This is a genomic window from Nesterenkonia natronophila (assembly GCF_003595215.1).
Classification (GTDB): domain Bacteria; phylum Actinomycetota; class Actinomycetes; order Actinomycetales; family Micrococcaceae; genus Nesterenkonia; species Nesterenkonia natronophila.
Genome location: NZ_QYZP01000001.1, coordinates 840,637 through 853,421, shown reverse-complemented (window position 1 = coordinate 853,421; position 12,785 = coordinate 840,637). Strand labels below are relative to the sequence as shown.

Here is a 12,785-nt window from a genome sequence, read left to right as displayed (position 1 = left end):
CGCAGAAGCCAATAGTCCTCCGAATTTTGTGGCAGGCCGAAAACACGCTCCAGTATGCCAGCATTGGCATACACATGATCGGCGATTCCGAAACGCCCAGTTCTCGGTCCCTCGGCCAAAGGGCGGACAACTGACTACTGAACGCGTGTGCAATCGGCAACAATGGAGAGAAACCGAAAGAACCTCAGGAGCCCACATTTATGTTTGATGCCGACTTCTACGGCGGGACGCACCATGTTCCTCGCGACGCGTCTCAAATCGACGTCAGCGAAGATTATTCGCATCTGAGGTTCAGCCGGGGCTACGTCTTGCACGATTCCGGCCTATCACCTGACGTTCCGAACTTTTGGAGGCGTCGCGAGTTCGCCGGACGTACCCTGCGATGGGACCCACGCATAGCGATGGCGCAATCTAGTGACGAAGACGAGTCTGTAGTGATCTGCGGACACGCATTGCATCCTGAGCTCGAAACGACCAACTTAGAGAAGATCGCCCATCGACTGAGAGAAGCATTGGGGGCATCACGACGACGATACCTTGATGTGTTGGAAGAGATGTTCGGCCAGTACGTCGTTTTTGCTCGTCAAGGCGATGAGGTTCGCGTTCAGAGCGACGCCATCGGGTCCCGCGCCGTTTTCTACGACCGTGAAGTCTCTATAGTCGCCTCCCACGTGGGGATCGTAGGAAAGACCCTGAAACGAAAACCGAGTCGCTTCACCAAATGGGTGGGCCAGGTTCGCACGAATGACTTTCCAGGTCGCACAACACCTTATGACCAGGTGTGGCAACTGACACCGAATACCGAACTCTCGGTTGAATCCGGTCGGGTCCATCGCGTAGGTCCGCGGCCATTTGTTCCCTTATCTGTAGATGAAGCCGCTGACGTGGTGGTGCCTCTGCTCGAGAAGCAGGTCCGCATCTTGACAGAGAGTGACCGCGACATCATCGTTTCGGCAAGTGCCGGCGTGGACTCGCGTACTTCGTTAGCGGCCTTTGGTCGATCGGGTGAGAAGAACGTTCAGGCGTTCACATATACTAAGGCTTTAGGGTCGGGCCGTCAGAGCGGCGAGCTTCATCGCGACAAACTGGCGGCAACAATGTCGAGTGAGCTTGGCTTGCCCCACCAAATGTTTGACCTAAACACTGCGGAGAAACCCCCTGAGGCGTACGTCCGGGTGCTTCGCGAACTGAGTCCGCGACGTTCGAATACGGTGATCTCCTGGGTCTATCATCAGCACCTCCCCCATGACTCACTCCACGTTCGAGGCCAAATCAACGGTGTGGGGAAATGGCACTTCGCCCAGAGTCTTCATTTCGCCGAAACTATGGAAATCTCTGCTCGCAGGATGGCGAGCCTCACCAAGCGCGGGAAAGACGTCAAGCGTCCATTAGACGACCCGTGGTGGGAACCCGGGGAGGCAGGTTTTCAGGAGTACATCGATAAGACTAAGTTGCGCTCAATTCCGACTGGGTACCGCCTTACCGACATGTTCTTGTGGGAACACCGAGTCGCAAACTGGAACCACGCCCACATAGTCGAATCAGACGTCACCTTCGACACGTATCAGCTCTTCGGTTCGCGGAAGATGATACGTCTGCTGCTCTCGGTTCCAGAACTGGATCGAGTCCAGCTGACCTTGTTCAGAAGAATTATCGAACGCATGCAACCTTCGTTGCTGGACTACCCGTTGAACGGCAAGACTTGGGAACCCTCCACTTACGATCGTTCGCTGAGCGCCTATCAAAAGGGCACTACACGCACCGCGGCAGAAGTGGCGCGCTTGCGCAAGAGGATCAAATCCGCGAATGCAGAACTCGAGTTGCAGCGCGGCAAGAATGTGCAGTTCGAGCAGACACTTGCCGCTTCCAATGAAGTAAACGCACGAGTATCTCACGAGCCTGACTCCTTGGAGAAGACGCACGGAGATCTGTCGCGAGAAAGTACCTAATGCCTGTGGAACCTCTAAGTCGCAATAAAATGCAAACCACGAGGAGACGTATGGAACTTGCGCCGTTGTCGCCGGACTCGAACCTGACAACCACTAACGTTCGCTTTGTAGAAAAACATCTAGCTTCGCGATGGACTGACCTTACGGACTCAGAAACGTACGAATCCGCGGGTCGTCGCCTTCGCCGAGTTGCCAGGTCGCGAGGTCTAGAAGTCGTTTCTGAACGGCGAGTTTCTTTGTTCTTTGACGGAACAACTTGCATCGGTGGATTGACCGGGCTTCGCCCCTCCATATCCAGTGTTACGGCTGGCCAAATCTGCGCGTCCAAGAGCCTCACTAAGGAGCTATTTCACCGCGCCGGAATCCCGACACCGGAATTCCGGTTATTGGAGCGAAGCAACGTACAAGGAGCCATGGAATATGCTGAGAGCCGTGGCGGAGACCCCGTTGTTGTGAAACCCCTCGACGGCAGCCAGGGGGAAGGGGTAACTACTGGGATTCGAAGTCCGGGGGCACTTGAAGCCGCATGGACGAGGGCTCAGAGGACCTCCCGAGCGGGTCGGATACTAATCGAAGATGAGGTTGCTGGGGTCGATGTACGTATAGCTGTCGTTAGCGGACGTGCGTTGGCGGCGGCAGCAAGAATTCCCCCCTTTGTTGTGGGGGACGGAGTGTCTACCCTGAACCAGCTTAGTTCGCGCCTGATAGCAGCACGGTCGCAGCACTCGTACCTTAGTCATCTCCAGTTCGTCCCTGACGGGGATTACCTCAGCAGGGCTGGAGTTGACCAACGGACTGTTATCGCGGCACAGCGTGTTCAATTTCTGAATGGAACGGCGAACCTTTCACGGGGTGGGGTACATGTTGACATCACTGACACAGTTCCCTCAGAGGTGCTTCGTTTGGCTGAGACTGTCGCAGAGGCCATCCCTGGGCTCGGATACGCTGGCGTTGACTTTCTGATGCCCAATGTGACATCCGCGGTTGGAGCCACAGTGATCGAAGTTAATTCCAGTCCGAATCCGCTCGTCCATGACCTTCCAGTATTTGGTCACAGCCGGGGCCTGTGCGAAGCGATTGTGGATGAAATTATTCGCAGGGCACACATCAACTAGATGACCATGCTTTGAACTAGTTGCGGTCCAACTCGCTTTTCTTGAGGCCGGCCCCCTCCAGCGGAAGCTGTGAGGGGGTGGGGTTCCGCGCCGGTATTGATACAGAGGCGGGGGGCTTCAGGCAGATTGCCACGGCTCGCTGCCAGATCTACATAGGCTTGAAGGGAGGTCCTAGACTTGCGAGCCTCCCATCACTGGGCCCTGCTTGGCATAGTGCGCTCTTACCTTAAGATATTCTTCCTCAAGCGGCTCTAGCTGTTCAGACGTGACGAGGCCACCGAAGTTCTCCTGGAATCTCTCCCGAAACAGACGTGCGTCTGCTCGCCGAAAATTGCTGGCGACGCGCTCGGATGAACGAAAGTCTTTCCGCGGGTCATACTCCACAAGCACACAGTCCGGCGCGTACAGAAATTCATTCTGGGCTCTAGCGAGGACCGTTAGTTCGTTGTCAGCACGGTGTGATTGGTAGCCTTCATATAAAATCTGGTTCCCATAGAGACCATAGGCCCATGACCTTTTGACCATCCCGAAGGCAGCGACCCGCCCGTGCCATTTGCCACAGTTGAATGCAAGCAGACTCTTTTCGTTTGAGACCAGTTTCTCATGGGCCTTTCGCAACCACGCTTCCCCTGGGAGGGCGTCCTCAGCGAGATAGACGACCCATGATGCGGCGTTGCTGCGGGCGACCTGGTTGAGTGTGGGGATGAACCCTTGTCGCTCAACGTCGCAAGCAATGACGATGCTGGATGCCATTCCGGCACGATCATGAAGCAACTGAGCAGTGTGGCGGGCCCGGTCCACGTCGACGCTAGGCATAATGACACACACATCTTCCGATACGTGAGTGATCTCTTGGTGCTCCTCGCTGGGAGAGACTTCCACCACTTGGATATTGCTCCGTATATCGGCGCTCGCGGACGCTCCACCGTCGCCTTCGCCGGTGTATGCTAGCAAGAAATTTGGTACCTCGACCTTCTCTGCTTCACCGATGCTTCGGTTTCGGAGGGCCTGCGCGAGGAGCTTCGGCGGCGCCAAAGCGTTCATCCACTCGGGTACAGACGTGGGTACACCCGTGTTGCCCAAGGCGACTTCTGCGTGGTGGCTTGTCAACGCATGGTGGGCTTGACGGAGCCAGTCCCTGGCGGGAAAAGTCTCATCGGCAACGACAAGGGCGTACTTGGCTTCGGCTGTTCGGAGGATTCTGATGAGCGCCTCGATAGTCGATTCTCCACCTTCGAGGAGCGCGAGGACGCCTACGCGGTGGTTCGCCCGTCGCGAGAGGAGTCGGCCGGTTTCCCCCCCTCGGGCAAGAGTATGCGAGAGCACGATGACGAGAACCTCACCAGATGGCAGTTCTTTGCCAGTGGGCGGGTGAAGGGTCGATGCTGCGAGAACGGTGTTTTCCTCATCGCCTTGGAGAGTCCGACTGAGCCAATGGATATTGAAGTCGATGTGTTTCGCCAGCTCCGGAGTTTCCTGAAGGGCCGTGGCGTAGAAATGCACGGCGTCTTCCAGCCGACTATCTCTCAGCGCCATATTCGCCGAGCTCAGCGAAGAAGCCTGCATACCCATAAGATCGATGGTCTCATACGCAATCGACCCAGAAGCACACAAGGCCAACCACTCATCCACCTCCTGCCAGAAGTGTCTGACCACCTAGTGTGACTTCATGCCCCGCATAGAGGGAGCGACGCGCCGATCTGCTGAAAGCTTAGGAGCCTGCCGCACTATATAGGTGACGCCTTGACCCACCTAACTGTGTGCGGCCTGGAAGGATGTCTCTGCACCTAACTCTTACCCGCCCGTTAGCTTCCAAGAGGCACTGTTTCTCCGGCAGGATAGGTGGTGTTGGCCGCTACAGTCTCTGGGCATGATCGTTGTCCCCCAGTCGCTTCATGATCCGGGGGGGTCTTCTCATCCGGGGCCTGGTCGCGGCGGAGCATGGATCCGGCACGACGGACCAGCATAAGGGCTTGTTGTTAACGTGGATGCCGAGCATGCCCCGCCCATAGACTCTCCGGACGGATTACTACCGCCGCCAGCGACGTGCCGGCAGTGGTTACCACATTCGAAGACATGACAGGAGGAGAAGCTCGTGGCCTGCTAACATCAGGACTCCGCGCTATTCGTCACCCCCGTGGTGGGCAAGTCAGAACGCCACTCCAGCGCGCTCACCACCCCCGGACCTTCGACTTCCCCACGACAACATAATTCGTTCTCATAACAGAGCACTTATCGGGGTACACATCTTCCAAACGAGTTAAATTATCCTATAGACAATCAAATCTTCAAGCGTATGACAGATGGACCCATAAATTTTTCTGTATAAATTGAATATTAATAATAAAGCGCTCCTTCCCAATGAAAACCAAGCCCGAGCTCAACACGAAATTCACCTTTCGCTCGCCCGCATGCCAGTCGGCCGGCTCGGCTGAGTATCACATAAGGCACCGTAAAATGGTCCTGCAGCTCTTTGGTAAGCGGATCTGGCAAGATATCTTCATACATTTTGATTGACGTACATAGTGAATGATTGAGTTCGTAAATCTAGCGGTCCACGTCCCAGAAACCTTCTCAACGGAGGACGCCGCCAAGACGAATTTCTTGGCTAATCCTAAATAGGCGTGCATTGAAGCTGCGGTGCCCGGCGGGCCCCATCGAGCGGGTCGCCTGCGCAGACACGGTGACTCATTGTGTCGTACGCCATTACCGGCCGGATGGCGAGTCACATGGCTTGTCAGTCAACGCTGAGCCGGATGGCCGGTCAGTGGACCGAAAAGCTATCCCGGCGCATCTGACGAACATCAGACAGCATCCCGCAAAGTCAACAAATCCCTGCGTCTTGCCACTGCGGGATGCTTATTCGGTGAGCATACGTCGATCACACTTTGGCCCCAAAAAGCGCCATCTACATTTACGCCCGACGCCGAGGCCATGCAGAGCGGCAGAGTCGCGATTACTCAGTATCACGTAAACCGAAGATATACTAAAAAATTTTTAGGAATTTATTATTCTAATTAGTATTTATTATAAATAGCTCAAAAGTCGTCGTAAGTTGAAAAGCGAGACGGACTTATCTGGACGTCCCGGCGATCTATAACGGGCTAGTTCACGTTCTACGGCGTAAGTCAAAGCACCTTTTCTAACCAATTCTAAACTGACGTTAAAAACCTCTGCGTATACACTTAAATATTCCTTAACTAAATCAGTATCACTAGAATAGCGTACGAACACGTGATGCATATCAGCGCCGTAATAATTTTTGCCAATTAAGCCGAAGTCAATAAGCTTAAAATTCGACGTATTTTTATGAAAACTTACGTTTGACCACCAAACATCGTTGTGCGCTAAAACAGTTCCTGCGTCTACTATTTCTGCTCTCAATTTGACGATTCTCGATAGCTTAGGCCAGTGCTCATTGAGGGAGTCATCTTCTAAAGCTAGCTCTAGCGACGTTTGTCCTTTTCTTAAAGTATCTGGCAACTTGGCACTTATTGCGTATTGTCTATCTGCCTCATCCAACTGCCGAAGAGCCACCGCTGCCGCACGTAGGGCTCTTAATTGGTCCACAGAATCGAGCTTCTCACCGACGTTTGGTACGTACTCCATGAGGTAGGTCATCATGCGATCGACTTCATCGTGCCAGTACACCCGCGGAAATATACGACGTAAATTATAGTCATCATTTTGTAATTTTCGTAAACATGATACAAATTTTTTTTCAGCGTTATGTTTTGTTTTTTTCTCCACCAATTTAAAATTATGTTCATTCAAATCGGACGCTAAAGTGTGAACATGCATTCCATAGTTTGCTGTGCCGACGGTCAGCTCTCTTCTCTGGTAGCCAAGGGCCTGCTGATCCGCGATATTTGATACTATGCGGCCGCTTCGAAAGGCCAGGTAACGTTGGGCCCGTCCTTCTATATGGTAAAAGGACATCATTGCGTTATAGGAATCGTCACCAAGAAGAGTAATTGCTGGCTGTTGTTTTCCTGTAAATTTGTAAGGATGTCGCGTCCCATCGCTAGTGTTTACTGTCGTTGAGCGTTGCACACCAGATACCTGCAAGGAGAGCGACGTGTGTGTTTCCTTAACGGACCGTTCGAAGGCGAGTGAAAACCATCGACCTAAAGGCCATATATCCTCACTCAAAGTCTCCGAAAAAAGCAATCCAACTTTTGATCCATCGCCGTGATATATCTGTAGATGTCTTCCCCTAAAACGCGCTTCTACGGAACATAATACTTCGGATAGCTTTACTGAAAATATAGTACACCACTGATCAGGATATCTTTCTAAGAATAACCAACACCGGAACTTTATATCGTGTGCAAAATCAATGGTGCGCAGCGCCTCTCGATGCGTCTCAGTGAAACCTATCAGGTTCATTGAAGATCTCTTTTCTACTTATTTGGCAAGAAACTCTAATAGCCCTGTTACAGCTTACTACGTCGAAAAACCTGACCTGCGCTTCAATCGCCTTCGATCTCATGCTTCTCCGCCCATAAGGTCTCCCGGCCAAGGCAACGCCTTGCCGCAGGGCAGCAAGAGCACGAACTGGTAGCTATGAGCACTTCACCACAGGAGGCACTGCAACTTCATCCTGAGGTCAGCAATTACTCAGCAGATCAAGATGGTGCTGATGTCCGGTCCGGTACAGGTCTGATCACGAGACCGGCGCCTATGGGATTCCGACACGCATAACCTCATTGCTCACCGGCTGCCCTCTGAAGACGCATCACGAGGCAGGTTTGGCCTGCCTGCGTGAAGGCGGCGAGGACATCTACGATCTTGGCCTGGGAATGCAGTCGCTCTTCTCAATGGGCACACACCTGAGTTAATGCAGGTGTTCTGGGACGTGGGACTACCCCGCTATTGTTGCTTACCGTCGTTGGGAACCCAGCCAAATTGCGTTCCGAAGGTGCTTTTTCTGGCTACCGGAGTATCTGCGTCCACACTGGCCCTTCGGCAAGAACTCAGCTAGGCGGCGTCGATCAGCCCGTTCCAACCCTTTGCGAATGCGTGAGTAAAGACATTCTTCTCGCTAAGCACGGCGCGTTCTACCGTAAAGAGCTGGGCCACTCGGGTCGCTTCTTTCTTCACAGAGCCACAGCGCGCTGCGGCGAGCTTCTCTACAAAATCAGAGACTTGGCGACCAGTGTCTGGATCGAAGGGATCAACCTTGAGGCACGCGCTCGACCAGGAGTATTCGGCTCCCCCACCCCATTGCGGGACGACGGCCGCAGCGCCTGTAGCCATGGCCTCCAATGCTGTTCGTCCGAAGGCCTGATAGTCCGAAAGATCAATGAATAGATCGGACTTCTGTAGAACCTGGGCAACCTCTGGACGAGTAAGCAAGCCGTGTGCCACGTAGCTACTTGGACCGTCTTTCACTTCTGCAAAGAAGTTATCCTCCGGAGGGGTGCCGAAGACCTCAATCCGCAGGCGGTCCGCGAACTGTGCCTCCAGTTGAGCTAAGATCCCCATTGTGCGGTACGCGCCTCGGCGTGGCGTCTTCGGGCGAATCATCGCCGATACGACGAATTTCCGCCGCTGTGCGGGTTGAAGAGTCTGACTCGACACCGGCGTATAAGTTTTGTGATCGATGCTCGGCGAGACTTTGTGCACGTACACGCCGTGCTCCTCGAGCACCTTATGACGGATCCAGTGCGTCTTGGCGAAAAGGACCGCTTCTGGAATCAACTCATATGACTGTCGAGCCTCGGCCCATTTCGCCGAACCCGGTTCATAGAAGAAGGGCTCGTAGTCCTGTACGTAATACGCCGGAATGACATGGGGGTAAGCATCCACAGCTTCACGCACCAATGGCATGGAAGTGAAGATGGTCCCGACCATCACGTCGTAATTCGCTGCAACTCTACTCCAATCTTTAGCGCGAACCCCGAGAAACAAATCTTCCGCATCCCGAATATCACGGTATGCGTGCAAGAACTTATCTCGGTGCTTGGCAGGAACTCCGACGGTCGCGTCGACGCCCAGTTTCCTCAGACCTTGCGTCTCCTGGACGATAGAATGGACTCCTCCGCCACCCCCTGAGACCGGTAAGCAGAAAAGGACCTTCAATGGTCGAGAAGGAGTAGCCCGGATCGATCGTTTGACTAGTGTCGTCATCTGAGACTTCACTCGGGCGCGGACGGAGCGAAGCTCCTCCATCTCTCTGATGAAACCAGCTTTGGTGTTGACCATCTCCGCACCATGTTTAGCCTTGAGCGCGGCCCCGCCCCGTTTCGCGAGTTCCTTTCTCTTTTCATGTCCGAAGCTCTTTGACTTAGCGTGGAATACGTACGCATCATCAGCTATCGCCATCGTAAACCCTGCCTCTGCCGCTCGTAGACAGAAATCGTTCTCCTCTCCGTATCCCGTTGGGAATGTCTCTTCGTCGAGGAAGCCCACCTCCTCAAAGACATCCCGCGCAATCATGAAACAGAAACCATTGACAAATGGCACTCGCGGATAGACTCGGTGACTGGCCATTCGCACGCACTGCGCCATATCGTTGGGCGTAAAGCCAGTCGGTAGCGTATTGATCGCAAAGCTCGTGTCCTCGTAAAGTTCCGGCACATTTTGCCAACTTGCCGCGTTGGAGAGCGGCCCTGCAATACCGATCGAATCATCCGAAACCATGCACCGAACGAGGGCCGTAAGCCAGCCGGAAGTTACTCGAGTATCGCTATTCAACGTTACGACAAAGTCTGCGGTAGATAATCGTAGGCCTCGGTTCACGGTGACGGTATAACCGAGATTCAACTTATTCACGAAGAGATGGAATCGAGAGCTGTTTGCCTCACAGAAATCCCTTAGCCACGCCGCGGTGTCCTCTCGGGACCCGTCATCAACCACGAAAACACGAACGTCGAACCCATCGTCCTCGGTAGCCAAGGCCGAGAGGCAGTGCCTAACGTCATCCAACGCGTTATAGACGGGAATTACAACGTCTACGGTGAAGCGCTCATTCAACAACTTGTATTTGTCACCGGGTGCCTGGCCAGTCCTACCTGGTTTCGCCCGTTGCAGTGCCAGATGCAGGTTCATCGCGAGTGTGTAACTCAGCTCCGGATAAACGCGACCGACCTGTTCATATAGATTAGCGGCTTTCTTGTACTCCGCGTTTCGGAAGTATTCGTTAGCATTCTTAAGAATACTCACGGCGTGCCTCCCAAAACATTTCTTCTACTTTAAACATCACTTTAAATGCATCCCGACTCGCAATTCTCACTGTTATAAACATGACAGTAATTTGACAGTTCAGTAATTTACCACGTTACCAATATAAAACACGCACACACTTTAATATATTACATTTTTAGTCTCGATTCACTGAGCCATTTATGTGGATCAATAGAATTACTTCTCTCTACGTAACGTTCTAAATCTAAATCCGTCTTCAGTGTCGCTTCCACAATTGTTTCATACCTTTGGCTCAGAAGAACGTTATCCGGGTCAAGATTGCGAATCACCAGAAGCCCGGTGGGACTAACATCTAAAGTATCTAGTTGAAGATCCGGTCGAAACTCACGTAGTGCGTGAGCGAGCCTCCATACATCGCCAGTCCACGCCCGCGTGCGACGGTCACGCTCAGCCTGAGCAGGGTGCCCTGGGAAAATATCATCCATTATTACTATCGTGTTTTTCGACGAAAACTTCTCCACGTTAATAAAATCACGCAAAGCAAACTCGAACAAATGCATTCCATCTATGAATACAAGGTCAGGAGAATTCACTAACCACACTTCCGCTTCCTCATCAAAAAAAGTGTCGCTCGTCATTTGCAGCAAGGTATGGTTCTTGCTCAAGCCCAAGCTTGGATATGGCATTGGATCAACACCAATCGCTTGGCACCGTGCGAGGCGAAAACTTACACCCGACTGCACGCCGATCTCGAGATATAAGTCGGGGTCCAAATCGCGATGCATCGCTTCCAGAAACTTATGTTTATCCATGCTACCGCGCAGTTGCTCCTCGTCGGGAGTGCCGGAGGGGAAGCTTCCTTGAGCTTGGTACGCCTTATCAAGGCGATTATAGAACTCCTGTGGCATAGCACCCTGCATCACTGCAGACAGCTGCTGCCAATGCCTGATCGCCTCATCATAATTTTTCCGAAGGAAGGACCCTTCCGCCAGAGCTATCAAAATTTCCGTCGACTTAGGAAAGGTGCCACGGGCTGCCTCAAGCCACGCTTCTCCCACCCATTCTCTCCTCTGAGACTCCTCATAGGGAGTACCTGGTACCCGCGGGGGCAGATCAAGTTGCCTCAATTGTTCCTGGACTCTCATATCAACCGTATTGTCGGTTACCCACGCAGGAGCGAGTGTCTCTATACTGGTCTGGAAGTGACTTTGAGCCTGCGACTCCCTATTATTAAGCAAAGCAATGCGGCCCAGAGATGTGTGCACCGCCGCCGAAAGCGCTTTAGCCGCAACCGTTGGTTCCATGGAACCGGAAGTAATGATCTCTCGAGCCTCCTCAAACCGACCCTGCTGCAGCAATGCTTGGAACCGCTGCCCATCATTTGCGGAGGACTGTTGAACAGGGGAGCTTGAAACGGCTTCCCACCGACCCGCCAACCATTCGGCATCAATCGTCATCGCGAGCCTTAACTAGCAACTCCTTGAGCATCTGTAACTGGACTTCAACCTTGAGGATCTCGGCATCCAGCGTCTTCTGACGCTTTTTGAGTTCCTCTTCCTCGGCCTTCAGAAGTTGGTTCTCTGTGCGAAGTGCCGTGTTTCGCTTTGCAATTTTCTGCATACGTTGGTCAGCTTCTTCGAGCTCCTGGGAGCTGGACGCAAGCTGCTCTTGGGCCTTTACCAGATCGTCTCGTAGCTCAGCGAGTTGACTGTCCTGCTCGTCTCTGAGCCGCACTTCTTCTTTCGTCTGGCTCTTGTCCCTGCGTTGTTGCTGGTCCCACCGGTTTTTCGCTTCAGCCAGTTCAATCTGTTGCTGGGCTTCCAATTCAGCAAGTCGTTCCCTGAATTTCTGCTTCGCGTCTTCAAACTTCTCCCGACACTCATCTCTTTCGCCCTGGGATTCCCTCAGACGATCGCTAAGTTCCTTGATCTGAGACGTCGGTTGCGCCATCAGCAAGGTGAAGTCTTCGTGGAGGGAGAGTACCTCGGTGATTGAGTAGCCCCGCGAATATAGTAGGCGCAGCGTTCCGTTTCTGCCCAGTTGCTCCGCAATATCCAGATTACCGAGCACCACCAGGCGTGGGCGTACGTTGGAGGACACAACCCCACCAAACTGCATCAAGACTTGATTTGCAATGTGAACACTGTTTACCACCAGACAATGTGTCTCAGCTTCACTCATTGCAACCTGCTCAAGCAAGCTCTCCACAGAACACGTCTCGACGTCGACTTCTTTGACGAGTTGCACACCGGGGTATCGTTTCTGCACTTCCTGGGGAGGCTGAAGTCCGTTATGCGCGGTCTGACTGTATATATAAAACGTTGTCCACTCGTGATCACTTGAAATTACACGGTGACTTGTCTCAAGGCGTTTGTCGCGTTGCGCTTTATCTTCGACAGACTGAAGTGCAAGTGGATCAGCGTCAACCACATAGATTTGCGTAGCCGTAGATGAAAGATAGCCACTTAGCAGACGCTCATCGACAGAACCTACGTGGAGGATCGTCCCATCCACATCCCACGGCGCACTCTCGCTCGAAAAAACACCCAACTCTTGGGATCTCTGATCCATG

Annotated in this window: 7 protein-coding genes; 2 read left to right on the top strand and 5 right to left on the bottom strand. The window is 53.0% G+C overall.

Annotated features, from left to right (window positions below; translation table 11 throughout):
• Nucleotides 1-200: 200 nt before the first annotated feature.
• Together D3250_RS03965 and D3250_RS11915 are read left to right on the top strand one after the other, a co-directional pair.
• Nucleotides 201-1,949 (top strand): hypothetical protein, encoded by a 1,749-nt coding sequence (locus D3250_RS03965; RefSeq protein ID WP_119902016.1) that lies wholly within the window; start codon nt 201-203, stop codon nt 1,947-1,949.
• 902 nt (nt 1,950-2,851) lie between these two features.
• A complete protein-coding gene (locus D3250_RS11915) occupies nt 2,852-3,064 on the top strand; it encodes a hypothetical protein (protein ID WP_225973162.1) in 213 nt (70 codons plus the stop codon).
• 171 nt (nt 3,065-3,235) lie between these two features.
• On the opposite strand, the gene D3250_RS03955 is transcribed toward D3250_RS11915, so the two are convergent.
• The 5 genes from D3250_RS03955 to D3250_RS03935 form a co-directional block, all read right to left on the bottom strand.
• Nucleotides 3,236-4,636 (bottom strand): hypothetical protein, encoded by a 1,401-nt coding sequence (locus D3250_RS03955; RefSeq protein ID WP_147383475.1) that lies wholly within the window; start codon nt 4,634-4,636, stop codon nt 3,236-3,238.
• 1,455 nt (nt 4,637-6,091) lie between these two features.
• Nucleotides 6,092-7,453, bottom strand: coding sequence for a hypothetical protein (locus D3250_RS03950; RefSeq protein ID WP_119902013.1), 1,362 nt, complete (start codon nt 7,451-7,453; stop codon nt 6,092-6,094).
• 591 nt (nt 7,454-8,044) lie between these two features.
• Complete coding sequence (locus D3250_RS03945) at nt 8,045-10,231, bottom strand: glycosyltransferase (RefSeq protein ID WP_119902012.1); 2,187 nt, start codon at nt 10,229-10,231, stop codon at nt 8,045-8,047.
• A gap of 149 nt (nt 10,232-10,380) precedes the next feature.
• Nucleotides 10,381-11,670 carry a class I SAM-dependent methyltransferase gene (locus D3250_RS03940; protein ID WP_119902011.1) on the bottom strand — a complete coding sequence of 430 codons (1,290 nt, stop codon included), beginning with the start codon at nt 11,668-11,670 and terminating at the stop codon, nt 10,381-10,383.
• Complete coding sequence (locus tag D3250_RS03935) at nt 11,660-12,784, bottom strand: hypothetical protein (protein ID WP_147383474.1); 1,125 nt, start codon at nt 12,782-12,784, stop codon at nt 11,660-11,662. Before D3250_RS03935 ends, D3250_RS03940 begins: the two co-directional genes overlap by 11 nt.
• Nucleotide 12,785 lies beyond the last annotated feature (1 nt).

Bases quoted from the DNA above. Each gene is read 5' to 3' on its own strand.
- D3250_RS03965 (WP_119902016.1), top strand. From the start codon at position 201: ATGTTTGATGCCGACTTCTACGGCGGGACGCACCATGTTCCTCGCGAC.
- D3250_RS03955 (WP_147383475.1), bottom strand. From the start codon at position 4,636: ATGGGTATGCAGGCTTCTTCGCTGAGCTCGGCGAATATGGCGCTGAGA.
- D3250_RS03950 (WP_119902013.1), bottom strand. From the start codon at position 7,453: ATGAACCTGATAGGTTTCACTGAGACGCATCGAGAGGCGCTGCGCACC.
- D3250_RS03940 (WP_119902011.1), bottom strand. From the start codon at position 11,670: ATGACGATTGATGCCGAATGGTTGGCGGGTCGGTGGGAAGCCGTTTCA.
- D3250_RS03935 (WP_147383474.1), bottom strand. From the start codon at position 12,784: ATGGATCAGAGATCCCAAGAGTTGGGTGTTTTTTCGAGCGAGAGTGCG.